This is a genomic window from Yoonia maritima (assembly GCF_002933395.1).
Lineage (GTDB): Bacteria > Pseudomonadota > Alphaproteobacteria > Rhodobacterales > Rhodobacteraceae > Yoonia > Yoonia maritima_A.
This window is the reverse complement of sequence record NZ_PKFN01000010.1, coordinates 154,200-177,862: the sequence shown is the minus strand read 5'-3', so window position 1 is coordinate 177,862 and position 23,663 is coordinate 154,200. Positions and strand designations below refer to the sequence as shown.

27 protein-coding genes are annotated in these 23,663 nt (G+C 54.2%); 20 read left to right on the top strand and 7 right to left on the bottom strand.

The window, feature by feature from the left end; translation table 11 throughout:
• Window positions 1-103: 103 nt before the first annotated feature.
• From folK to recO, 12 genes are all read left to right on the top strand, one after another.
• Window positions 104-676: a 2-amino-4-hydroxy-6-hydroxymethyldihydropteridine diphosphokinase gene (folK, locus tag CYQ09_RS14165; protein ID WP_106746048.1), complete on the top strand. Its 573-nt coding sequence runs from the start codon at window positions 104-106 to the stop codon at window positions 674-676.
• Window positions 677-802: 126 nt separating this feature from the next.
• On the top strand, window positions 803-1,156 hold the full coding sequence (gene rpoZ / locus CYQ09_RS14160) for a DNA-directed RNA polymerase subunit omega (protein WP_106358615.1): 354 nt from the start codon (window positions 803-805) through the stop codon (window positions 1,154-1,156).
• A 39-nt stretch (window positions 1,157-1,195) separates the two neighbouring features.
• Complete coding sequence (locus CYQ09_RS14155) at window positions 1,196-3,328, top strand: RelA/SpoT family protein (protein WP_106746047.1); 2,133 nt, start codon at window positions 1,196-1,198, stop codon at window positions 3,326-3,328.
• A gap of 24 nt (window positions 3,329-3,352) precedes the next feature.
• A complete protein-coding gene (locus CYQ09_RS14150; RefSeq protein ID WP_106746046.1) occupies window positions 3,353-4,030 on the top strand; it encodes a DUF2062 domain-containing protein in 678 nt (225 codons plus the stop codon).
• A gap of 32 nt (window positions 4,031-4,062) precedes the next feature.
• Window positions 4,063-4,815: a pyridoxine 5'-phosphate synthase gene (locus CYQ09_RS14145; RefSeq protein WP_106746045.1), complete on the top strand. Its 753-nt coding sequence runs from the start codon at window positions 4,063-4,065 to the stop codon at window positions 4,813-4,815.
• A 1-nt stretch (window position 4,816) separates the two neighbouring features.
• The gene (locus CYQ09_RS14140; RefSeq protein WP_106746044.1) at window positions 4,817-5,251 is read left to right on the top strand and encodes an ABZJ_00895 family protein; all 435 of its coding nucleotides are present in this window, start codon (window positions 4,817-4,819) and stop codon (window positions 5,249-5,251) included.
• The gene (acpS, locus tag CYQ09_RS14135; protein ID WP_106746043.1) at window positions 5,248-5,649 is read left to right on the top strand and encodes a holo-ACP synthase; all 402 of its coding nucleotides are present in this window, start codon (window positions 5,248-5,250) and stop codon (window positions 5,647-5,649) included. The genes CYQ09_RS14140 and acpS overlap by 4 nt, the downstream gene beginning before the upstream one ends.
• Window positions 5,650-5,701: 52 nt before the next feature.
• Complete coding sequence (gene lepB / locus CYQ09_RS14130; RefSeq protein ID WP_106746042.1) at window positions 5,702-6,535, top strand: signal peptidase I; 834 nt, start codon at window positions 5,702-5,704, stop codon at window positions 6,533-6,535.
• Window positions 6,532-7,212, top strand: coding sequence for a ribonuclease III (rnc, locus tag CYQ09_RS14125; protein WP_106746041.1), 681 nt, complete (start codon window positions 6,532-6,534; stop codon window positions 7,210-7,212). Before lepB ends, rnc begins: the two co-directional genes overlap by 4 nt.
• Entirely contained in the window at window positions 7,209-8,126 is a 918-nt protein-coding gene (era, locus tag CYQ09_RS14120; RefSeq protein ID WP_106746040.1) for a GTPase Era, read from the top strand. Before rnc ends, era begins: the two co-directional genes overlap by 4 nt.
• 12 nt (window positions 8,127-8,138) lie before the next feature.
• Window positions 8,139-8,465, top strand: a complete 327-nt coding sequence (locus CYQ09_RS14115) for a DUF1491 family protein (RefSeq protein WP_106746039.1) — start codon at window positions 8,139-8,141, stop codon at window positions 8,463-8,465.
• Between the two features lie 267 nt (window positions 8,466-8,732).
• Complete coding sequence (gene recO / locus CYQ09_RS14110; protein WP_106746038.1) at window positions 8,733-9,458, top strand: DNA repair protein RecO; 726 nt, start codon at window positions 8,733-8,735, stop codon at window positions 9,456-9,458.
• On the opposite strand, the gene CYQ09_RS14105 is transcribed toward recO, so the two are convergent.
• The 4 genes from CYQ09_RS14105 to CYQ09_RS14090 all read right to left on the bottom strand — a co-directional run bounded on the left by CYQ09_RS14105 (window position 9,455) and on the right by CYQ09_RS14090 (window position 13,236).
• Window positions 9,455-10,483, bottom strand: coding sequence for an SDR family oxidoreductase (locus CYQ09_RS14105; RefSeq protein WP_106746181.1), 1,029 nt, complete (start codon window positions 10,481-10,483; stop codon window positions 9,455-9,457). The two genes, recO and CYQ09_RS14105, sit on opposite strands and share 4 nt — an antisense overlap.
• A 153-nt stretch (window positions 10,484-10,636) precedes the next feature.
• Window positions 10,637-11,839 (bottom strand): 3-oxoadipyl-CoA thiolase, encoded by a 1,203-nt coding sequence (gene pcaF, locus CYQ09_RS14100; protein ID WP_106746037.1) that lies wholly within the window; start codon window positions 11,837-11,839, stop codon window positions 10,637-10,639.
• Window positions 11,840-11,848: 9 nt separating this feature from the next.
• The gene (locus CYQ09_RS14095) at window positions 11,849-12,532 is read right to left on the bottom strand and encodes a 3-oxoacid CoA-transferase subunit B (RefSeq protein ID WP_106746036.1); all 684 of its coding nucleotides are present in this window, start codon (window positions 12,530-12,532) and stop codon (window positions 11,849-11,851) included.
• Window positions 12,529-13,236, bottom strand: coding sequence for a 3-oxoacid CoA-transferase subunit A (locus CYQ09_RS14090; protein WP_106746035.1), 708 nt, complete (start codon window positions 13,234-13,236; stop codon window positions 12,529-12,531). Before CYQ09_RS14090 ends, CYQ09_RS14095 begins: the two co-directional genes overlap by 4 nt.
• 107 nt (window positions 13,237-13,343) lie before the next feature.
• Here CYQ09_RS14090 and CYQ09_RS14085 point away from each other — a divergent pair, with 107 nt between their 5' ends.
• Window positions 13,344-14,102 (top strand): IclR family transcriptional regulator domain-containing protein, encoded by a 759-nt coding sequence (locus CYQ09_RS14085; protein WP_106746034.1) that lies wholly within the window; start codon window positions 13,344-13,346, stop codon window positions 14,100-14,102.
• On the opposite strand, the gene CYQ09_RS14080 is transcribed toward CYQ09_RS14085, so the two are convergent.
• Window positions 14,099-15,784 carry an acyl-CoA dehydrogenase family protein gene (locus CYQ09_RS14080; RefSeq protein WP_106746033.1) on the bottom strand — a complete coding sequence of 562 codons (1,686 nt, stop codon included), beginning with the start codon at window positions 15,782-15,784 and terminating at the stop codon, window positions 14,099-14,101. The two genes, CYQ09_RS14085 and CYQ09_RS14080, sit on opposite strands and share 4 nt — an antisense overlap.
• A 147-nt stretch (window positions 15,785-15,931) precedes the next feature.
• Here CYQ09_RS14080 and CYQ09_RS14075 point away from each other — a divergent pair, with 147 nt between their 5' ends.
• Complete coding sequence (locus CYQ09_RS14075) at window positions 15,932-16,702, top strand: sulfite exporter TauE/SafE family protein (protein ID WP_106746032.1); 771 nt, start codon at window positions 15,932-15,934, stop codon at window positions 16,700-16,702.
• Window positions 16,703-16,710: 8 nt separating this feature from the next.
• Here CYQ09_RS14075 and CYQ09_RS14070 read toward each other — a convergent pair whose 3' ends face one another.
• On the bottom strand, window positions 16,711-17,247 hold the full coding sequence (locus CYQ09_RS14070; RefSeq protein ID WP_106746031.1) for a DUF3859 domain-containing protein: 537 nt from the start codon (window positions 17,245-17,247) through the stop codon (window positions 16,711-16,713).
• A gap of 60 nt (window positions 17,248-17,307) precedes the next feature.
• Window positions 17,308-18,906 (bottom strand): phosphoenolpyruvate carboxykinase, encoded by a 1,599-nt coding sequence (locus tag CYQ09_RS14065; protein ID WP_106746030.1) that lies wholly within the window; start codon window positions 18,904-18,906, stop codon window positions 17,308-17,310.
• A 300-nt stretch (window positions 18,907-19,206) separates the two neighbouring features.
• On the opposite strand from CYQ09_RS14065, the gene CYQ09_RS14060 reads away from it, so the two are divergent.
• From CYQ09_RS14060 to CYQ09_RS14035, 6 genes are read left to right on the top strand one after another with little or no spacing between them, the layout of a single operon-like run.
• Entirely contained in the window at window positions 19,207-19,908 is a 702-nt protein-coding gene (locus CYQ09_RS14060) for a response regulator transcription factor (protein ID WP_106746029.1), read from the top strand.
• A gap of 3 nt (window positions 19,909-19,911) precedes the next feature.
• Entirely contained in the window at window positions 19,912-21,636 is a 1,725-nt protein-coding gene (locus CYQ09_RS14055; protein ID WP_106746028.1) for a sensor histidine kinase, read from the top strand.
• A gap of 9 nt (window positions 21,637-21,645) precedes the next feature.
• Window positions 21,646-22,071, top strand: coding sequence for an HPr kinase/phosphorylase (locus CYQ09_RS14050; RefSeq protein ID WP_106746027.1), 426 nt, complete (start codon window positions 21,646-21,648; stop codon window positions 22,069-22,071).
• On the top strand, window positions 22,068-22,982 hold the full coding sequence (rapZ, locus tag CYQ09_RS14045; RefSeq protein ID WP_106746026.1) for an RNase adapter RapZ: 915 nt from the start codon (window positions 22,068-22,070) through the stop codon (window positions 22,980-22,982). Before CYQ09_RS14050 ends, rapZ begins: the two co-directional genes overlap by 4 nt.
• Window positions 22,979-23,374, top strand: coding sequence for a PTS sugar transporter subunit IIA (locus CYQ09_RS14040; protein ID WP_106358340.1), 396 nt, complete (start codon window positions 22,979-22,981; stop codon window positions 23,372-23,374). Before rapZ ends, CYQ09_RS14040 begins: the two co-directional genes overlap by 4 nt.
• Window positions 23,371-23,640, top strand: coding sequence for an HPr family phosphocarrier protein (locus tag CYQ09_RS14035; RefSeq protein ID WP_106746025.1), 270 nt, complete (start codon window positions 23,371-23,373; stop codon window positions 23,638-23,640). Before CYQ09_RS14040 ends, CYQ09_RS14035 begins: the two co-directional genes overlap by 4 nt.
• The last annotated feature ends 23 nt before the right edge of the window (window positions 23,641-23,663 follow it).

The window sequence follows — 23,663 nt, the reverse complement described above, 5'->3', positions numbered from 1 at the left end:
TCCTTTCAAAATTGTTCGCGCTGCCCTGCACTCAGTGAGTGGTAAGTATTGTGCAAGGGTTCGAATATTGTAATGTTTTCGCTAAACCTGACAAGTGGCGAATATGACGAATAATCTTAGTTTGGCGCTTATCGCCTTTGGTAGCAACGAAAATTCAATTTTTGGTGACCCTAGGGAAACTGTACAAAAAGCAATGAAATTTGTCGCTGATATGTCAGTGAAACATCATTGCTCGAGCGATTTATACCGGAATCCGGCATTTCCAAAAGGCGCGGGGCCTGACTTTTTTAATGCCGCAATGGTGATAAACACGAATCTGTCACCTGACACATTACTAGGGAAATTGCATGAAATCGAAACTGAAGCACTTCGCGCGCGAAATAAGCGTTGGGGCCAGCGCACTTTAGATTTGGATTTAATTGCCGTCGATGCGTTGGTTTTACCAGATGCCCTGACTTATTCTTATTGGCGCGATTTGGCGTTGGCTGATCAGCAAGCGCAAGCGCCAGATCGACTGGTTTTGCCGCATCCGCGATTGCAGGACCGCAGTTTCGTTTTGGTTCCACTATGTGATGTGGCGCCGAACTGGGTGCATCCTGTTTCCGGCAAAACCGTGCGTGAAATGCGCGATGCGTTACCGCAAGAGGAACTGGAAACTGTTGTGCGGGTGGATTAGCGCGGTTTGCTGCTTGTGCATGCCGCGAATTTTATGGTTCCATCCGGGTTCGGCCCCTTGTCAATCTTAAATTTTGGCAATAGATAAGCCTCTTGCTAAGTCCCCTTGTCTGACTGGAGTACGCCCATGGCCCGCGTTACCGTAGAAGATTGCGTCGATAAAGTTCCTAACCGTTTTGATCTTGTGATGCTTGCGGCCCACCGTGCCCGCGAAATTGCTGCTGGCGCTCCGCTTACAGTTGCCCGCGATAATGATAAAAACCCAGTTGTGTCACTGCGTGAAATTGCTGATGAAACACAGCAAGCTGACGACCTGCGCGAGCGCATGATCGAAGCAAACCAGACTCAAATCGAAGTTGATGAGCCAGAAGAAGACAGCATGTCCCTGTTGATGGGTGCAGAAGCTGACAAACCTGTCGAAGATGACATGTCCGAAGAAAAATTGCTGCGCGCGCTGATGGAAGCGCAAGGACAGCGCTAATAGGCCTTTGCCGGCCTACACAAATAGGTGCGGGACCAGATGACGACTGCTGACGAACTGATCTCTCTGGTCCGCGCTTATAATCCAAATACGAATCAGGCATTGTTGCGCGACGCATATGCCTTTGGTGCTGAAATGCACGAAGGGCAGTTTCGCCATTCCGGCGAGCCGTATTTTACCCATCCTATCGCTGTAACGTGTATTCTTGCTGAACAGCAGATGGATGATGCGACGCTTATCACTGCCCTACTGCATGACACTATCGAAGATACCAAAGCGTCATTTGCAGAAGTCGAAAAACGCTTTAGTCGCGAGATTGCTGATCTGGTTGATGGTGTTACGAAACTGACCAACCTGCAGTTGACATCGACGCAGACCAAACAGGCCGAAAACTTTCGCAAGCTATTCATGGCGACTTCGCGCGATTTGCGTGTAACGCTGGTAAAACTGGCTGACCGTCTTCACAACATGCGCACGATTAAATCGATGCGCCCGGAAAAGCAGGCCCAAAAAGCCCGCGAAACGATGGATATCTTTGCGCCTTTGGCAGGCCGTATGGGTATGCAATGGATGCGCGAAGAGCTAGAGGATCTATCGTTTAAGGTTCTTAATCCCGAAGCGCGCAGTTCCATCATTCGCCGTTTTATCACGCTTCAACGTGAAGCGGGTGACGTGGTGCAAAAGATTACGGCCGATATGCGGGTCGAACTGGAAAAGGCAAGCATTCAGGCCGAAGTTACGGGCCGTGCCAAAAAGCCCTATTCGATCTGGCGTAAGATGCAGGAAAAAGAAAAGAGTTTTAGCCGCCTTTCTGACATCTACGGTTTCCGCATTATTGTCGCAACAGAGGCCGATTGTTATCGCGTTCTGGGTGCAATTCACCAGCGCTGGCGGGCTGTGCCGGGCCGGTTTAAGGATTATATCAGCCAACCCAAAAGTAACGGCTATCGTTCGATCCATACGACAGTTTCTGGCCGCGATGGTAAGCAAGTCGAAGTGCAGGTCAGAACGCGTGAGATGCACGAAGTTGCTGAAACGGGTGTGGCGGCACATTGGTCATATAAGAACGGTGAACTGGTTGAAAACCGCTTTGCTGTTGACCCGGTACGCTGGATCGCGTCCCTGACTGAACGGCTGGATGAAGATCAGGATCATGATGAATTTCTCGAGGCCGTCAAGCTTGAGATGTACAACGATCAGGTGTTCTGTTTCACCCCAAAGGGTGACGTGATTAAGCTGCCACGTGGCGCGACGCCGATTGATTTTGCCTATGCGATCCATACGCGAATCGGGTCTGCTTGTGTTGGGGCAAAGGTTGATGGCATCCGGGTGCCGCTTTGGACCCGTTTGAAAAATGGTCAATCGGTCGAGGTGATCACCGCCGAGGGCCAAACCCCACAAGCAACTTGGATCGAGATCGCCGTGACGGGGCGCGCCAAAACGGCCATCCGCCGAAGTCTGCGCGAAGAAGATCGCGGGCGTTTCATGCGTCTTGGTCGTGAACTGGCGCGGGTCGCGTTCGAAAACGTCGGCAAAAAGGCCACGGATAAGGCGCTGCGCACTGCCGCTAAGGCGCTTGCCATTGCAGATGTCGATGAGCTGCTTGCGCAGTTGGGTAGCGCTGAAATCACTGGCAGAGAGGTCGTGCGCGCTATCTATCCAGAGCTTGAGGCGCGCGATGGCGATGAAGTAGATGAAAAACGCGCAGTTGTAGGGCTTGCTGCTGATCAGGTGCAACGGCGTGGTCCATGTTGTCAGCCAGTGCCGGGCGAACGTATTCTGGGAATCACCTACCGAGGTCAGGGTGTTGTTGTACACGCCATAGACTGCGAAGCGCTGGCAGATTACGAGGACCAGCCAGAACGTTGGGTTGATTTACATTGGCACGAGGGAACCCACGCCGCTGTAAATACTGTGACTTTTGATGTTGCCATCACAAACGATTCTGGTGTGCTGGGACGAATTTGCACATTGATAGGCGAGCAAAACGCCAATATCTCGGATCTTAGGTTTATTGATCGCAAACCTGATTATTTTAGGCTTTTGATTGACGTTGATTTACGTGATGCAGAGCATCTGCATCGTGTTATGACCGCCCTAGAGGCCGAAAGTAATGTGTCGTCCATCGTGCGGCATCGTGATCCCGCGCTCGCGAATATGAGGCGCAGCTAACTCGTTGTCGAAGGAATAAAGGTTTTGGTGTTTAAGCGCAGGGATAGGCGACCGATCTGGCAGATCGTGCTCGACTTTTTCTATCCCCGTGGCGGGTGGGCCCGCGCGTTTGAATATGTCAAACACCGAGTCCGGCGGCTGCCTGACACGCCAGAGAAAATATCACGCGGGATTGCCGCTGGGGTGTTCACCTCTTTCACACCGTTTTATGGAATTCATTTTGTCATTGCTGCGCTTATTGCGCGTGCCATGCGTGGGAATATCTTTGCAGCGCTGCTGGGAACTTTCTTTGGTAACCCGCTGACCTATATCCCGATCGGCGTTACGGCACTGTCTGCCGGGCATTGGTTGTTAGGTCGCCCATTCAATGCTGCGCTGTTTGGTTTCGGTCACCGAGACCCGAATTTCTGCGGCTTAGGGTGCCGGTTTGGCAGTGCGTTTTCCGATATTTCCCATAACTTCATGGCGATGTTCACCAGTGCGACCCCGGATTGGCATGGGCTGGCTGAATTCTATCACGAGGTGTTTTTGCCGTATTTGGTTGGAGGCATCATCCCTGGCATCATTTGTGGTGCTTTGGCTTATTACATTTGTGTACCCTTGATCACGGGCCATCAGAACCGCCGCCGCAAGGCCTTGCGTAACAAGTTAAGTCAGCTCAATAAAAAGTCCGATACAGCGGGTGGCGACAATCGCGGATAATCCTAGCTTCCTAAGTGAAAAGGGGAACGTAGATGACACATGATAAATTGCGTCTTGGTGTAAACATTGACCATGTCGCGACGGTGCGTAATGCGCGTGGTGGCGATGTTCCTGACCCTGTGCGTGCGGCCTTGATCGCGGAGCAGGCGGGTGCTGACGGTATCACGGCACACCTTCGCGAAGATCGCCGTCATATCATTGACAGTGATATTGATCGGCTGGCGACGCAACTATCGGTTCCGTTGAACTTTGAAATGGCTGCGACTGATGAAATGCAGGCGATTGCTTTGCGTCATAAACCCCACGCGGTTTGTCTTGTTCCTGAAAAGCGCGAAGAAAAGACAACCGAAGGCGGGTTAGAGGTTGCGCAGCAGGACAATAAGCTGGCGCATTATATTAAACCGTTTGTGGACGCGGGATCGCGTGTTTCGCTATTCATCGCGGCTGACAAGCGGCAGGTCGAAGCTGCCGCGCGTATCGGTGCGCCCGTGATCGAATTGCATGCCGGTGCCTACGCCGATGCATGGGCCGAGGAACGTTGGGACATACGCGATAGCGAGCTGACGAAAATCATGGATATGGCGGCCTACGCTGATGAATTGGGTCTAGAGGTGCATGTGGGCCATGGCTTGACCTACGACAGCGTTGGTCCAATCGCAGTGCTGCCGCAAGTCAAAGAATTGAATATCGGACATTTCATCATTGGTGAGGCAATATTCCGTGGTCTTGGTCCAGCGATTCAAGAAATGCGTCGGTGTATGGACGTGGCACGGGCGGGGATTTGATATGAACTATATGCGATACACTGGGGTGGTCATTGGCTTGACCATGGGGTTGCCGATCTTGCTTGGGTTGCTGCGACATTTAACGGGCATCAACCTGTCCACGGGATTTGTTGCAATTGCGCCAGCCCTTGCTGGTGCGATGATCGAAGGGCAGAAATTCGCGGTACAGAATGACCGAACTCCAACGTGGGCAGAAACCAAATCATTCGTGATTGTGGGTACCCTTATCGCTGCTGGCTTCTTGGCGCTTTTTACTGCGACAGTCGTCACGAACGTTCCGGGGTATGAAATCCTGTTAACTGCACCGCCATCAATTGGGCTGATCATCGGCATGTCGGTTTTCATGATTTTGATCATAGCGCTTTGCAATTTTTTATTCCTGCGTATGGGTGCCAAAAATCAGCTCAAGGCGATTGAAGCTGGGCGATCAAAATGATCTTGGGCATAGGCACTGACCTTGCGAATATCGAACGTATTTCTGGTACGCTTGACCGGTTTGGAGACCGTTTTCGCAATCGGGTTTTCACCGAAATTGAACAAGCTAAGGCCGAGCGTCGTAAAGATATTGCCGGGACCTATGCGAAACGCTGGGCTGCGAAAGAAGCGTGCTCAAAGGCGCTTGGCACCGGGTTGGCAATGGGTATTTCTTGGAAAGATATGTCTGTCACTAATTTGCGTAGCGGCCAGCCGACGATGCAGGTAACTGGATGGGCTAAAGAGCGGCTAGATGAAATGACACCGCCGGGTCACACCGCTGTCATTCACGTGACTTTGACCGACGATCACCCTTGGGCACAAGCGTTTGTGGTCATTGAGGCCCGCCCCGCCGCTTGACAGGGCGTGCGCGTCACCTCATGAAGCCTCAAACGCCAAAAAGGAATTTGGAATGGCCGAACAAGCCGAAAAAACTGGACCTGTAGGTGCTATCATCGAAACGGTCAAAACCGTCTTCTGGGCGCTCATTATTGCGGGGATTTTCAGAAGTATATTTTTTCAGCCGTTTTGGATTCCTTCGGGGTCAATGAAAGACACGCTGTTGGTCGGTGACTTCTTGTTCGTGAACAAGATGGCGTATGGGTATTCCTATGCGTCATGTCCGTCAATTCCGTTCCTAAACATCGGAGCGGATGACGTTTGTGGCTTTGCCGAGGACTTTGACGACCGCCTGTTCGGTTCAGATCCAGAGCGGGGCGATATCGTCGTGTTCCGCCATCCTGTGTCTGGCCGCGATTTCATTAAGCGCCTGATTGGTGTTCCGGGTGATCGCATCCAGATGAAAGACGGGCTGCTTTATATCAATGATGTGGCAGTTGTGGTTGAGGATACTGACCCATTCATCGAAGTGATGGAGCCGCAAGGCCCCGAACGACGCCGTCCGTCATGTATCAATGGCGTTGTTGGCGAAGGTGCTGACTGCATCAAAGAACGTCAGATCGAAACACTACCGAATGGCGTGAGCCACAGCATTCTAAACAGCGGGCCACGCCCGCAAGACAACACACCTGTCTTCGTTGTCCCCGAAGGAGAGTTCTTCTTCTTAGGTGATAACCGTGACAACTCGACTGATAGCCGGTTCAGCCAGGCCAGTAACGGCGTTGGCTTTGTCGAACGCAAAGACCTGATTGGTCGCGCGGATCGGGTTATCTTTTCATCTGCTGGCCGTTCCATGCTGTTTTTCTGGACATGGCGCAGCGACCGTTTCTTTAAGGCACTCGATTGAAGATTTCAGCTGAACTCTCTGCGTTTTCCGACCGGCTTGGCTATCAATTTGCGAAGCCAGAACTGTTGTTACGCGCTGTAACCCATTCGTCGATGGTCAGCCCGCACCGGGATGATAACCAGCGGTTAGAATTCTTGGGCGACCGTGTGTTGGGGCTGGTGATGGCCGAGGCATTGCTTTTGGCCGACCAATCCGCCCCCGAAGGGTTGCTTGCCCCGCGCTATAACGCGCTTGTTCGTCGCGAGGCTTGCGCCGATGTTGCCCGCCAGATTGATTTGGGCGCTGTGCTAAAGCTGGGCCGTTCCGAGATGAAATCTGGTGGTCGCCGCAAAGAGGCGCTGCTTGCTGATGCGATGGAGGCTGTCATCGCAGCCGTTTATCAAGACGGTGGATTTGATGCGGCGCGGTCAGCCGTGCTGCGCCTGTGGGGTAAACGCATCGATAATGTTGCCGTCGACGCACGGGATGCTAAGACTGCCTTGCAAGAGTGGGCGCAAGCCCGTGGCGAGGTGCCCCCCCAATACGTAGAGGTCGCGCGAACTGGACCTGACCATGCACCTGTGTTTACCATTGAGGTGCGCCTTGAATCCGGTCCAGCCGAGCAAGCGACCGCTGGTTCCAAGCGCAATGCCGAACAGGCTGCTGCGACAGCCCTTCTTAAGAAAGTTAAGTCATGACTGATGCCCCAACAAAAGCGGGATTCGTTGCGCTAATCGGTGAGCCGAATGCCGGTAAATCGACGCTGCTGAACCGTATGGTTGGCGCGAAAGTGTCGATCGTGACCCATAAAGTGCAAACCACGCGCGCCCGTATTCGCGGCGTAGCGATGGAAGAAAACGCACAGCTTATCTTCGTTGATACGCCCGGATTGTTCAAACCACGTCGCCGTCTTGACCGTGCGATGGTCGCCGCCGCTTGGGGCGGTGCCGCTGATGCGGATGTCGTCGTTTTGCTGATAGAAGCGCATCGCGGCATGACAGACGGTGTAAAGGCGATCTTGGAAACGCTGGAAGAGCGTGCTGGCAAGACAAAGGTCGCGTTGGCGATCAACAAAATCGACAAAGTGAAATCCGAGGTGCTGCTCGCGCTGACCAAAGACATGAACGATGCATACCCATTCGCTGAAACGTTCATGATTTCGGCGGAACGTGGGCATGGCTGCGATACGCTGCGTAGCTGGCTGGTCGAACAGGTTCCTGAAGGCCCGTATCTGTATCCCGAAGACCAAATCGCTGATCTGCCAATGCGGATGATCGCAGCCGAAATGACGCGCGAAAAGCTGACACTCCGTCTGCACCAAGAGCTTCCGTATGAGCTGACTGTTGAGACTGAAAACTGGGAAGAACGTCCCGACGGTTCTGCCCGGATTGATCAGCTTATCTATGTCGCGCGCGATGGCCATAAGGGTATTGTGCTTGGCAAAGGTGGCGAGACGATCAAGTCGGTCAGCCAAGCCGCCCGGCTGGAATTGGAAGAATTCCTGGGCCGCCGTGTGCACCTTTTCGTTAAGGTTAAGGTGCGGCCAAACTGGCTTGAGGAATCTGAACGATATTCAGAGATGGGCCTCGATTTCAAAGACGGCAATGCGTGATCTTGTAAACTGATGCGGCTGACAGCAGACATCTGGGTGTCGGCCTATCTGACACGACTACGCTTGCTGGATATCCCTGCCTTTGTCGTTGCACGCGGTGACAGTACTGCCGGAGCGGTTCTGATTAAGCTGAACACGCTGGATGGGCAGGCGTCATGCTATCAACGTAGCTTTGACCTGATGACGGGTGAACGCAAATGGGTTGTCTTAACCGAGGGTGATGAGTCAGCCGTCGATAGCTCTATTAGCAAGCAACGTGGGTTTGATCCTGACCTGTGGGTGATCGAAGTTGAGGACCGTCAGGGCCGTCACTTGTTGGATGAACCGGGTTTAGAATAATCTTCTTGCCTCCGGCGGGAGTATTTTAGGCAAGATGATGTTTGGCGGCATCGTCGTAACAGGTTGTTAAGTACCTTTTGCTACAAAGAAAGCGGGGTACAGGCTGGAGAGCCGATGGCCGTGCAAGGTGATGGGGCGTATGCCTTACACATGGGCAAGATGGTCGTTCGTATCATCTTGCCCAAAATACTCCCGCCGGAGGCGGCCGAGGCTTGCAATTTTGTGGCTTCGCGTCTGATATGGTGAAATGATCCGGATATTACCCCAATGATCGAATGGCGCGATGAGGCGGCGTTGCTGGCTGCGCGACCTTTTGGCGAAACCTCTGTTATTATTGAGGTGTTTAGCGCGGCCCATGGTCTGCATGCCGGGGTGGTGCGCGGTGGGACCAGTCGTAAGATTGCCCCAACATTGCAACCTGGTGCGCAGCTTTCGGTGGCTTGGAAAGCGCGGCTGGACAGTCATTTAGGGTCATTCACGGTTGAACCTATCCGCAGCCGCGCTGCGGTCGCTATGGGGGATCGGCTTGCGTTGGCGGGGCTGAACGCGGTGTGCGCCATACTTGTCCTTGTTTTGCCAGAGCGGGAACCGCACTCTGATCTTTATGAGCGGACGATTAGTTTGCTCGATTTGTTAGGGCAGTCAGAGCTTTGGCCGCTGGCCTATCTGCGGTGGGAACAGGCGCTGCTAGAGGAGATGGGATTTGGGATGGATTTGTCGGCCTGCGCCGTGCGCGGAACGAACGAAGAGCTGATATATGTGTCCCCCAAATCCGGTCGCGCGGTTAGCCGTCAGGCGGCGGGCGAATGGGCGGACCGGTTATTGCCGCTTCCGCCTGTATTGGCGGGGCAGGGCGACGCAACAAACGAAGAGATCGTTATCGCGTTGCGGACGACAGGGTATTTCCTTGAGCACCGGTTGGTAAAGTCGATGGGTGACCGCCCGGTGCCTTCGGCGCGTGCGCGGTTGATTGAGGCGATTGCCCGCACCTAAATCAGGTTATTGTCGATGAGATGAGCGGCGGTTTCGACCACGCTTTTGGGCGTTTGTCGCATCCCGCGTCCTAGTGTTTTCATGGCGCGGCTGTTGTCGATCTTTTCGATCCGCCCAAGCGACGGGATAATCTGCCTGATTGCAGGATCAAAGATGCCTAGCAGCCGCACAACGAAATCAGGGGCCGTTCGCGTAACCACCCGACGCTGGGGGTAGGTTGCTTTGATCGCTTTGGCCATTTCGGCGAACATGATAAATCGGTCCACTGTCATGATCCGCTGGCCGAAGGTTTCGGCGTTTTGGATTGCGTGCACGTGCATTTCCGCCACGTCGCGAACGTCGACAGCAGTGAAGCCGAAGTTGGGGAGCATGGGGTCTTTGGCCCGTAAAATCCGTTCGATGACCTGCACCGAAGTGCCAAATTTATTGTCCAGTGGCGGGCCAACCACAAAACCGGGGTTGATGACTGTGAGCTTCATTTCTGGCGCGTGGTCGCGGACGTAGTCCCAAGCGGCCAGCTCTGCCAGTGTTTTTGATTTCGTGTAAGGCGTGATGTCGGCGTCGTCGGGGTTGGTCCAATTTGTTTCACTATAGGCTGTATCGCCCGCAGGCAGAGCAGAGCCGTTGATCGCGGCAGTGGACGACGTCATGATGACCCGTTTGATGCCCGCGTTGTTGGCGGCTTTTAGCGCCCGTAGTGCCCCATCAACAGCTGGCCGGATCAGGTCGTTTTCGTCTTTGGGCTGGACCATGGGAAACGGAGATGCCGTATGAAGTACCGTGTCGATCCCGGCCATCGCATCGGCCCAATTGTCATCACTGTTCAGATCAACCGCGGCAAATGTAAGTCGCTGGTCGAGGTTATCGGTATCCGACAAATGCGCTGCAATCGCATCGCTGACCTCAGCGCTGCGGGCGAGATCTCGGACGGTGCCACGAACATGATAGCCTGCTTCAAGAAGTTGGAGTGCAATGTGTTTGGCAATGTATCCGGACGCACCGGTGAGCAGAACAGTTTTGGGCACAATACGCTCCGACATAATCAGGGGCGGTCCAAGAATGACCTCTCTGGTAGAAGTATCCGGTTCACGCTTTGCAGGCTATGTGCATTTGTCGAATTGGCTCGACCTGCGTCAAAGATGCAACCCCAAGGTGTTTTGGGGCTGCATTTAGCTTAGTTAGACTCTTTCCAGTGCCACGGCGATACCTTGCCCGACGCCGATGCACATCGTCGCCAATGCATATTTGCCACCGGTCCGTTGCATTTGTAGTGCCGCAGTACCTGCGATCCGCGCGCCGGACATGCCCAATGGGTGACCCAGTGCGATGGCACCGCCGTTTGGGTTTACTCGTGCATCATCATCGGCAATGCCAAGCGCGCGCAGCGTGGCGAGACCCTGTGATGCGAAGGCTTCATTCAGCTCGATCACGTCGAATGCATCAGCGGTTAGCCCAAGTCGTGCCATCAGTTTTTGCGATGCAGGTGCAGGGCCAAAGCCCATGATCCGCGGCGCAACACCAGCGCTTGCGCCGCCCATGACGCGTGCGATTGGTGTCAGCCCGTGGCGTTTGATCGCGGCCTCGTTCGCGATGATCAGCGCGGCTGCCCCATCATTTACGCCGGACGCGTTACCTGCGGTCACAGACCCGCCCTCACGGAATGGTGCGCGCAGTTTGGCCAATGCTTCGGCTGTGGTTTGTGGACGTGGGTGTTCGTCTGTGTCGACAACAACCGCTTCACCCTTGCGCTGTGGGATGGTCACTGGTGTGATTTCTTGTGCCAGCGTGCCGTTTTCCATCGCGACGCCTGCTTTATGCTGGGACCGCAGCGCGAATGCGTCTTGGTCTTCGCGCGACACGTTGAAATCTTCGGCCACGTTTTCTGCAGTTTCGGGCATCGAATCGACGCCATATTGCGATTTCATCAACGGGTTTACGAAGCGCCAGCCGATGGTGGTATCGTGGATTTCATTCGCGCGGGAATAGGCGCTGGTTGCCTTGGGCATCACAAATGGTGCGCGGCTCATGCTTTCGACGCCGCCTGCGATGATCATGTCAGCCTCGCCTGCTTTGATGCTGCGAGCGGCCAAGATCAGCGCGTCCATGCCGGACCCGCACAGGCGGTTCACAGTTGAACCCGGTACGGTTTCGGGCAGACCTGCCAATAGCGCGGACATGCGTGCGACGTTGCGGTTGTCTTCGCCCGCTTGGTTGGCACAGCCAAAGTAGACCTCGTCAACCTCGGCCCAGTCTATGTCGTGGCGGGCCATGAGTGCGCGCAGCGGGACTGCACCAAGGTCGTCGGCACGAACTGGGGCAAGCGCCCCACCAAAGCGTCCGATAGGCGTGCGGATGTAGTCGCAGATATATGCTTGGGTCATTGTGGTACCTTACAGTTCAGGGACGATTAGATCGCCCACGGTGTCTGTTATGTGTAGCGTTGCACCGGTCAGTGCTTGGAGATCGTCGAACGAAATCGCAGGCAGCTTTTCATGCAGGACAAAGTGACCGTCTTCGATGTCGACAACGGCAAGTGACGTATAAACACGTGTTACGCAGCCAACGCCCGTCAGCGGCAATGAGCACTTTGAAACCAGTTTCGGATCGCCCTTTTTGGTTAGGTGATCTGTGATGACCGCGACGCGTTTTGCGCCATGCACCAGATCCATCGCGCCGCCAACAGCAGGAACGCCGCCACGACCTGTGGACCAGTTCGCAAGGTCACCTGTTTCGGCAACTTCGTAAGCGCCGAGGATCGCAACATCCAAGTGCCCACCGCGTACCATCGCAAAGCTGTCCGCGTGGTGAAAGAACGATGCGCCGGGGTTTAGCGTGACCGCTTTTTTACCGGCGTTGATCAGGTCCCAGTCTTCTTCCCCGGGTGCAGGTGGTGCGCCGAAATCAAGGATACCGTTTTCGGTGTGATAGATCGCTTGGCAGCCTTCGCGTTGGTAGCGAGCCACCATTTCAGGGAACCCGATCCCGAGGTTCACATAGGCCCCATCGTCGATGTCTTGTGCGGCACGCCATGCGATTTGCGCGTTGCTTAGTTTGATGTCGTCGATCTGGGTCATGGGTATACCGCCTCTGCAAGGTTAAGCACTTCTTCTTGGGCTGGGTTTTGCACCTCGATCACACCGTTCACAAAGATGCCGGGGGTGATCACGGTTTCGGGGTCAATGGCGCCGGGTTGGGTCAATTCACTGACCTGAACGATCGTGTTTTTCGCGGCCATGCACATGAGCGGGCCAAAGTTACGGCCTGCCTTGTTGTAGGTCAGGTTGCCGTGCGTATCGCCGCGTTCTGCTTTGACCAGTGCAAAGTCAGCCTTGAGCCAACGTTCTTGGACATATGACCGCCCTTCGAATTCTTCGACTGGCTTGCCTTCGGCCAATTCGGTTCCGAAACTGGTGGGGGTGTAGAACGCCGGGATGCCAGCACCACCCGCACGAATGCGTTCGGCTAGCGTGCCTTGGGGTACGATTTCAAGTTCGATCTTGCCCGCAAGGTAACGTTCGGTGAACGCGCGAGGGTCCTTGGAACGCGGGAAAGAGCAGACCATTTTCGCGACCATGTCTTGTTCGATCATCGCGGCAATGCCGATATGGCCGTTGCCTGCGTTGTTGTTGATCACAGTTAGGTTGCGCGGGCGGTGGTCGATCAGCGCATGGATCAGTTCGATTGGCGCGCCAGAGCCGCCGAAACCGCCGATCATGATCGTTGCCCCATCGGGGATAACCGACACAGCGTCGGCGAGTGAATGTAGTGTCTTGTCCATTGGAACCTCTTGGCAGGGATGGGAAGAAACTACGCCCTCGGTATGACAGGCCAATCTAAAACGTGCGTATTGTGATATTTGTTCACAATGTGATACAGGCTGTTCGCATGGTAAACCGGACAGACTTTATTTCGTCATTCGCTAAGGGATTAAGGGTGATCGAGGCGTTCAGCGCTGAAACGCCTCGCCTTTCGGTGGCAGAGGCGGCGGCCAACGCGCGGCTGGATCGCGCGACGGCGCGTCGCTGTTTGTTGACGCTGAACGAACTTGGCTATGCTGATTACGACGGCAAGTTCTTTCAACTTACCCCACGCGTTTTACGGCTGGGGATGGGCGCGTTGGCCGCGCTGCCATTGCCGCAGATTGTACAGCCGTGGTTGGATCAGCTATCGCAGCAAACCGGGCAATCGTCGTCTGTTGCGCTGCTGGACGAGACTGAGATTGTTTATGTCGCACGTGCTGCGCAGACCCGCGTTATGTCGATTGGGTTGATGCCCGGTTCGCGTCTCCCTGCGCATTGCACGTCGATGGGGCGGGTGCTGTTGGCGGCATTGCCAGAGGCCGAAGCGCTTAGCCTGATCGAACAGGGTGACATGACCCCACGCACAGCGACTAGCCTGACTGACCCGGCCGATTTGATGGCCCGATTGGAGCAGGTGCGTCGTGATGGATATGCGTTGATCGACCAAGAGGTCGAGATGGGCCTGCGGTCTATCGCTGTTCCAGTCCGGAATACGCGAGGGCAAACGGTTGCGGCGCTGAATATCGGTGTCGCCGCAGTGCAGGCAGAAGTCGATGATCTGGTCACCGCCTATCTGCCGCTATTGCAAAAAGTGCAGGCTGGGCTGCAACGCGTGCTGAATTAATCCAGTACCCGCCGCGCGATGACCTGTGCCTGAATTTCGGCAGCACCTTCAAAGATGTTCAGGATACGTGCGTCACACAGGATACGGCTGACCTTGTATTCTAGGGCAAAGCCGTTGCCACCGTGGATTTGCAGCGCGTTATCTGCGCAAGCCCATGCGATCCGTGCGCCCAACAGTTTCGCCATACCAGCCTCTAAGTCGCAGCGGCGGTCGTTGTCTTTTTCGGCGGCGCTGAAATATGTCAATTGGCGGGCGATCATGATCTCAACTGCCATCATGGCCAGCTTGCCCGACACACGTGGGAAGTCGATGAGCGATTTTCCAAACTGTTTGCGGTCTTGGGCGTACTGCATGCCGACGTCCAGCGCAGATTGCGCAACGCCAATGGCGCGGGCGGCGGTTTGAATGCGCGCGCTTTCGAACGTCTGCATCAGTTGTTTGAAACCTTTGCCAGTTTCGCCCCCAAGCAGGTTTTCGCCTTTGACCTTGAAGCCATCAAAGCCAAGTTCGTATTCTTTCATCCCGCGATAGCCAAGAACCTCGATCTCGCCGCCGGTCATACCGGGGGTTGGGAATGGGTCTTCGTCGGTGCCGGGTGTCTTTTCTGCAAGGAACATGGACAGCCCGCGATAGTCGGTCGTGTCTGGGTCGGTACGGGCCAACAGCGTCATGACATGGGTACGTGCGGCGTGAGTAATCCACGTCTTGTTTCCTGTGACCTCCCAGTCATCGCCGTTCTTGACCGCGCGGGTGCGTAGTGAACCAAGGTCAGACCCAGTGTTAGGCTCTGTAAAGACGGCCGTGGGCAGGATTTCTGCGCTGGCGATGCCGGGCAACCAATGTTGTTTTTGTTCCTCGGTGCCGCCGCAAAGGATCAGCTCGGCCGCGATTTCGGACCGGGTGCCAAGGCTACCAACACCGATATAACCGCGCGACAGTTCTTCGGATACAACGCACATGGATGCCTTGGACAGGCCAAAGCCGCCGTATTCTTCCGGGATGGTCAGGCCGAATACGCCCATCTCGGCCATCTCGTCGATGACCTCGATCGGGATCAGTTCGTCTTTTAGGTGCCAGTCGTGGGCGTATGGTTCGACCTTATCAACGCTAAAGCGGCGGAACTGTTCGCGGATCATTTCGAGTTCATCATCAAGGCCAGTCGCCCCGACGGTCACATTCGCGGAATGTTCTTGCATCAGTTCGACCAGCCGCGTGCGTGCGGCTTGGGTGTTGCCTGATTGTGTGAGTGTCATCACTTCGGGCAGCATCAGCGCCCGCATTTCGTCTTGGGTCAGGCCGATATCTTGAAGGCGCAGGATCTCGCCTTGGCTCATCGGGATACCGCCGTAGATCTGCCAGAGGTATTCCCCGAATGCGATCTGGTGGATCAGCTGTTCGACCTCTCCGAATTTACCGTCTGCCTTTAGGCGGGTCGCCCAGTTTTGCATTTGGCGCAGGGATTGCGCATAGGTCGCCAACCACGCCAGCCCGTGGGCGGCGGTTTGGTTTTCTTCGATCAGACGTGCAGAGATACGTTCACCGTCGGTTACTGTCTCGCGGACTGCGGCTTTGGCGCGTGTCACTACATAGTCGACGGCAGGAAGCGCGACATCACATAGCTGCAATAGATCGGCCAGAATTGGGTTGCTGGTCTGTGTCATGTCCTGTCCATCATGTGGCATCCGTCGATTCCCCTTAATTTGCAGGTGCAGAGATAATGTGTTTGCACTTGCAGCGCAATATTAATTCGCAAACATATAACTTTTGGAACTAAAGTGTCGCAGGTGAATTGGGGCTGTCAGTCGGTTGGGAACGGCGTATGCACAGGTATGTTTGACTTACTTGATATTCTTCCGCTGTCGTTATTGATCTTTGCTTGCGCGGTGACGTTGCTTGGTGGCTTTGTGAAAGGTGCCGTTGGTTTTGCGATGCCGTTGATCATGATTTCCGGCATGGGAATTTTGATCGAACCGCAGATTGTCGTGGCCGGTGTGATCATTCCAATTGTGGTCACGAACGGAATGCAGGTCGCCCGCGCGGGCTTAGGGTCCGCATGGGACAGCCTAAAGGAACATTGGCGTTATGTGCTTGTGGTCTGCGCGATGATCCTCGTTTCAGCGCAGTTTCTACGCAGCATTCCAGCAAATGCGATGTTCATCGTGCTGGGCGTGCCTGTTGTCGGGTTATGTGCGATCCAGTTGATCGGATGGCATCCTCGTATCCCGCCAAAGCATCGCCGTATCTTTGAATGGGGTGCTGGCGCGGTTTCGGGCGCGCTGGGTGGTTTGGCTGGCACATGGGGCCCGCCGACGGTTCTGTATCTACTCGCGCTTGATACGCCCCGTGCCCGTCAAATGGCCGTGCAAGGTGTTATCTATGGGCTGGGGTCTGTGATGCTATTTCTTGGGCATCTGCGGTCTGGCGTGTTGAATGCGCAGACGTGGCAATTGTCGGCGTTGCTTGTGTTGCCCGCGATTGCCGGGATGTGGCTGGGATTCAAGCTGGGGGACCGGTTTGATCAAGAGCGGTTCCGCCGTGCGACGCTTTGGGTGTTGGTGCTTGCTGGTTCAAACCTGATCCGTCGGGGGCTGGTGGGTTAAAACCCACCCTACGAAAGCAGGTCGATGTATCCGCAAGCTGCTGCCAGTTCGGGCAGGCGTTCAGGTGCGACGACCTCGAACGTGACTGCATAGAGTTGTTTGCCGTTTCGTAGCGCTGTCATCGTCCAAGTGCCGGGCTGGAGTTCGTAGCCATAATCAAATTGATAGAATGAAATTGACGGATCGATCCCACTGATACGTGTTCCAAAGCTTTGCATTGTCGTGCCGCTGTCGCCCATTGGCGGATGGGTGATTGCGATCGTCACGCCTTCTAGGCCTTCTTCGCGTCGCGCGAGTGATTTCACGCCAAAGCCGACGCCGTAGGCGGCTGGGACCATCTGGCTGTTCGAAACAAAGGGTGGGGATTCGTCGATGATGTGTGTCGTACCCGCAAGCGTGTTTGGCGCAGGTTTTACGCTAATCGGGTCAGGCGGGCAGACAATTCCAATTTCGATGGATGCGATTTCGGAGCTGACCATGTCGGGGTCAGCGCTTCCGAGTGTCGGCACGAGTATTAAAAGAAAAAAGGTCAGCCAATGTTTCATGGGCTGACCTTAGCGTAGGTAATTCTGTGACGTAAGGTGGATTGAAATCCACCCTACGGATTAGCCGATGGCGGCTGATTTCACGTCGTCGTCGATGAACGGAACGTATTTTTCAAAGTTGTCGCTGAACATCTGAACAAGCTTTGTTGCTTGAGCGTCGTAGGCTTCTTTGTCTGACCAAGTGTCCCGTGGGTTCAGTAGCGCGTTATCTACCCCATCCACTGCGACAGGAACGTCGAAGCCAAAGTTTGGATCTTTGTGGAACGTACCTTCGGATAGTGACCCGTCAAGTGCAGCCGCGAGCAGGGCGCGTGTTGCTTTGATTGGCATCCGTGATCCGGTGCCATAAGCGCCACCAGTCCAGCCAGTATTTACCAACCAACAGGTCGCGCCGTGGCTAGCGATTTTGCTGCGCAATAGGTTGCCGTACACTTCTGGACGACGCGGCATGAATGGCGCACCAAAGCAGGTGCTGAAAGTTGGTTCTGGCTCGGTCACGCCTTGTTCGGTGCCTGCGACCTTGGATGTAAAGCCCGACAGGAAGTGGTACATCGCCTGCGCTGGTGTCAGTCGCGCGATCGGAGGCAGTACGCCGAATGCATCACATGTCAGCATGATGATGTTCTTTGGGTGACCACCAAGCGCCGTATCGGACGCGTTTGAGATGTAGTTCAGCGGATACGCGCAACGCATGTTCGCGGTCAGGCTGTCATCTTCGAAATCAAGTTCGAGCGTGTCGGGATCGAACACCATGTTTTCAATAACCGTGTGCGGCATTGAGCAAGTTGCGTAGATTTCTGGCTCTGCCTTTGGATCAAGGCCGATGGTTTTGGCGTAGCAGCCGCCTTCGAAATTGAAGGTACCCCTGTCGGACCAGCCGTGTTCGTCATCGCCGATTAGAACGCGTGATGGATCTGCAGAAAGCGTGGTCTTACCTGTGCCGGACAGACCAAAGAAGATGGCCGTGTCGACAGGGTTACCCGGCGCGTGGTTCGCAGAACAGTGCATCGGCATGATGTCTTTTTCTGGCAGCAGGTAGTTTAGCAGCGTGAACACAGACTTCTTGTTCTCGCCTGCGTATTCTGTTCCGCCGATCAGGATCAGCTTGGCCTCTAGGTTAAGTGCGATCACTGTTTCAGAGCGACAGCCGTGCTTTGCCGGTTCCGCCTTGAAGCTTGGGCAGTTGATAATCGTGAACTCTGGGACGAATGTTTCGAGTTCTTCTGCCGCGGGACGGCGCAATAGGTGACGGATAAACAGCCCGTGCCAAGTCAGTTCGGTCACAACGCGCACATCAAGACGGTGTTCTGGGTCAGCGCCGCCGAACAAGTCTTGGACGTTGTAAGTGCCGCCTTTCATGTGCTCTAGCATGTCATTGTAGAGCACATCGAATTTGGCCGGGTCCATTGGTGGGTTATTTTCCCACCAGATTTTGTCCTCGACGGACGGGGTGCGAACAACGAATTTGTCTTTTGGCGACCGGCCAGTGTGCTTGCCCGTCGTAACCAGGAAAGTGCCGCCTTTGCCGTTCACGCCTTCGCCAGCGGCGACAGCAGCTTTTTGCAATTCATCTTCAGAGCGGTTGTAATATACATAACCCAGCCCTGTGATGCCTTGATCTTCAAGTTTCATCGATGGGTTGACCGTACCTTGGTCCATGGGTTCGCTCCTTAAATGATATGGCCGAAATGGCCTGCGATAGAGTTCATTAACACCAAGTTTTCGCGGCCGGATAGCCCGCGTTGCCACAGTTAGCGCAACCATTTCGATGTTAGCGCAACCAGTGGCAATTTCTGTCCTAAGGGTCATGAAATGTTAGCGTGCAAACATGCAAAACCGTGCCAAATGCGGCGATATTGTGGCCATGTGCGAGTTTTGGATTGATTCGCCTAGCCAAAACGCTGAAAACATTTAAACCGGAAGGATAGCTAGAACTGCGGGCACTAGGGAAAGAGTTTTATGTCGAGAATTGCATTGGTCGATGATGATCGAAATATCCTGACCTCAGTTTCAATGACCCTTGAGGCTGAAGGCTTTGAGGTCGAGACTTACAATGACGGTCAGGCAGCGCTTGAGGCGTTCAATAAACGTATGCCAGATATGGCAGTTTTGGACATTAAGATGCCCCGCATGGATGGGATGGATCTGCTGCAGCGTCTTCGTCAAAAGACATCAATGCCCGTGATCTTTCTAACGTCAAAAGACGATGAGATTGATGAGGTTCTGGGCCTGCGTATGGGCGCAGATGACTATGTCAAAAAACCTTTCTCTCAACGTTTGCTTGTCGAGCGCATCCGCGCGCTTTTGCGTCGCCAGGACGCAATTGCTGGCGAAGAGATTGAAGAGACCGAGGAAACAAAGGTCATGGTTCGTGGTGAACTCGTGATGGATCCGCTGCGTCACGCCGTGAAGTGGAAGGGGCGCGATGTGTCTCTTACAGTCACAGAGTTTTTGCTGCTGCAAGCGCTTGCCCAACGTCCGGGTTTTGTAAAGAGTCGCGATCAGTTGATGGACGTCGCCTATGACGACCAAGTTTACGTAGATGACCGTACGATCGATAGCCACATTAAGCGGTTGCGGAAAAAAATGCGCAACACCGATAACGAGTTTTCAGCGATCGAAACGCTGTATGGTATCGGGTATCGCTATAACGAAGAGTAAGGCATGACTGCCGCTCCCAAGATTGATGTTCGCGACTTGCAGTCGGTGCGTGCTGCAGCGCGCGATCCTGATCTTGTACTCGGCGATGATTGGGGCTTTCCTGATCCGGGCGCCGAAGTCGCCGCACCACGTCGCGGCATTTTCGCGCTACGCAATTCGCCGATTGCCCGCAAAATCGTGACGATCAACTTGATCGCGATGATTTTGTTGATTGCCGGTGTTCTATATATGAACCCTTCGCGCGATCACCTTGCTTATCAACGTGCGCGCGGATTGGTGAACGAGGCGCGGCTTATTTCTGACGTCTTTGAAGCGCAGTTGCCGACCACGGCACCTGTTAATTTTGTCACGGCTGATGGGATCGACCCGGCGGAAACGCTTGCAGGGCTCAACTTGCGTGGTGGCGTGGAAGTATCAGTGTTCGCTTTGGACGCGACATTGGTTGCGACGGCTAAGGGAAGCTTGAACGCATCAGAGCTGGCCGAACTTGAAACGCAAGCTGGTGGTACATTCCTCACTGACTTTCTTGGGAAAATCTGGGACGGCATTGCAGCGATTGGTTCGTATCGTGGTGACAGGCTGACGCCTGAACAGCAGCTCGTAGAGCTTTCAAAGGAAAATGTCAGGCAGGCCCTGTCACGAGGCACCCATCTTGAAAGCACGACGATCGGTGGGGCGACCAACTTTATTGTTACTACTCCTATCATGCGAGATGATATCGCTGTTGGGGTGATTGCGGTTCAAACTGCGGCTGGTGAAATTGACGGCCTTGTTCAGCGTGAACGCGAGCAGGTTCTGCGTTTGTTCTTAGTCGCGATTTTGGTGAGCATCGGGCTCAGTCTTGTGCTTGCGTCGACAATAGCGAACCCACTTGCAGACCTTGCTACTGCGGCGGAGGCGAGCCATGATCGAAACGCACGCAAAATGTCACCCGGAAAGGTACGTATTCCAGATTTGACGGCCCGCCCGGATGAAATTGGACGATTGTCGGCGGCGCTGCGTGGGATGGTTGCAGCCCTTTATGAACGCATCGAAGGAAATGAACAGTTCGCGGCTGACGTCGCACACGAGATCAAAAATCCGCTTGCTTCGCTTCGATCAGCGGTCGGTACAATGCAGTTTGCAAAGCGTGAAGATCAGCGCAAGCGCCTAATGGAAATCATCGACCATGACGTGAAACGGCTTGATCGGCTTGTGAGTGATATTTCGAATGCGTCGAGATTAGACAGTGAGCTTGTAAAAGAAGAAGAACAATCTTTTGATTTGATCAAAATGATGGGCAACATTAACGACTTTTTGGGTAAGGATGCCAAGCTCAAGGGAATCGATTTTGTCGCTGATTTGCCGGAAGAGATCATTAAGGTACGCGGCCTAGAGGGGCGATTGGCGCAGGTGTTCGTGAACTTGATTACCAACGCCATTTCATTCTGCGAAGACGGCGACGCTATTCGCGTCTGGGCGCGTAAACGTGATAATCGGGTGCTTGTCGTGGTCGAAGACACAGGTCCGGGTATTCCCGACGGTGCATTGGCTAAGATTTTTCAGCGCTTTTATTCAGAACGGCCAGAAGGCCAGTTTGGGAATAATTCAGGTCTTGGCCTTGCGATTTCCAAGCAGATTGTCGAAGCTCACGATGGTGTCATTTGGGCCGAAAACATTCGCCCTACCGATGCTGATCCGACCTCAGAACCGCTAGGTGCGCGTTTTGTGGTTGGACTACCAATTTAGGTTTCTACGATGGATGTAACACAAACCGTTCATGCGACATGCGTTGCATGGGATGGCGCAGCTGTGTTGATCAAGGGGCGGTCGGGGTCCGGTAAAAGCGCATTGGGGCTCCAGCTCATGGCGCTGGGTTGCGATTTGGTGGCGGATGATCGTGTTCTACTCACTGCGGATGACGAAGGGCTGTTTGCATCTTGTCCTGATACCATTGCCGGATTGATCGAAGCACGTGGGGTCGGCATTTTAAATGCAAGGGCCGTTTCTAGTGCCCAAGTGCGGCTTGTCGTTGATTTGAATGAAATAGAACAGAGCCGCATGCCTGAAAGACGCGTTATTGAACTGTGCGGACGTAACATCCCCTTGATTCATCGCGTGAGTGGTGATCACTTTGTGTCAGCAATCCTGCAAATTCTCAAAGCAGGTTGGAGTAATCGATGACGTCGCAAGTTCCGCAATCTGTTCAGTCGCCGCCGGCTATCGTGTTGGTCACAGGTCCATCAGGAGCAGGGCGGTCTACAGCGATTAATGCACTGGAAGACCTCGGATACGAAGTTATTGATAATTTGCCGCTTTCGCTTCTTCCCCGTCTATTAGAAGGGCCGCCGATTAGTCGCCCACTCGCATTGGGGTTGGATGTTCGTAATCGGGATTTCGGGACAAATGCGTTGATCGAAGCCATTGATCAGCTTGCCGCGCGGTCAGACCGCGATGCGCAGGTGCTTTATTTAGATGCTGATGAAGAAGAATTAGTGCGGCGATATTCGGAAACGCGACGTCGTCATCCGCTTGCGCCTGCGGGAACACCATTGGCCGGGATTGCACGAGAGCGTGAATTGTTGGGTCCGGTTCGTGCGCGTGCAGATGTGTTGATCGACACGACCGGACTATCCCCGCATGATTTACGTGCAGAGGTCGACCGGTGGTTTGCCCCCGGTGACGGGCGCCCATTGGGCGTGACGATACATTCATTTTCCTACAAACGTGGTCTGCCACGTGGTATGGACATCGTCATCGATTGCAGATTTCTGCGAAATCCGCATTGGGACGAAAGTCTGCGCCGGTTGGACGGCCGTGATGTTGCTGTTGCCGAGTATGTGACTGCTGATCCACGCTATGATCCGTTTTTTGAGCGGGTTAAGTCGCTGGTTGATCTGCTTTTGCCCGCACACAAGGATGAGGGTAAGTCACATCTGTCGATTGGCTTTGGGTGTACCGGAGGGCAACACCGTTCAGTCGCAGTAACAGAGCAGCTTGCATCTGCTCTTGCGCATGATGGATGGCATGTGTCTAAACGGCATCGAGAAATGGAACGGCGCGATGCGCTGGGTAGCAAGGGACACCAGGTTTGATTGGTATTGTCATTGTGGCACATGGCGGGTTAGCGCAGGAATATCTTGCCGCTGTAGAACACGTTGTTGGTGAACAAACTGGTGTAATCAGTATCGCGATTGGGCCCGAAGATGATCGTGCGGTAAAACAGTCCGAAATTTGCGACGCTGCTGATGCTGTCGATACGGGAGATGGCGTGGTGATAGTGACCGACATGTTTGGCGGATCACCATCAAACCTATCATTACGGGCCTGTAATCCTGAAAACCGACGCATTCTTTATGGTGCCAACCTTCCTATGTTGATTAAGTTAGCGAAATCGCGTCGCCGCACGGTGCCGGATGCGGTCGAAGCTGCGATCAACGCAGCGCATAAATATATAAACAGCCACAACGGCGGATCACACGTATGACGACATGCCGACTGAAAATTGAAAATATCAAAGGTCTGCATGCGCGTGCATCAGCTAAACTTGTCGAAGTCGTCGAAGGGTTTGACGCGGAAGCCACCGTTAGCAAAGATGGTGAAAGTGCGAGCGGAGATAGCATTATGGGACTGCTGATGCTTGCTGCGTCAATTGGGACCTATATCGACGTTGAAACGCGCGGCCCGCAGGCGGATGCTTTGTCGGTCGCTATCACTGAACTAGTCGCCGACAAGTTTGGTGAAGGCAACTAGCAGCTATTTTATCCTGATAGGAA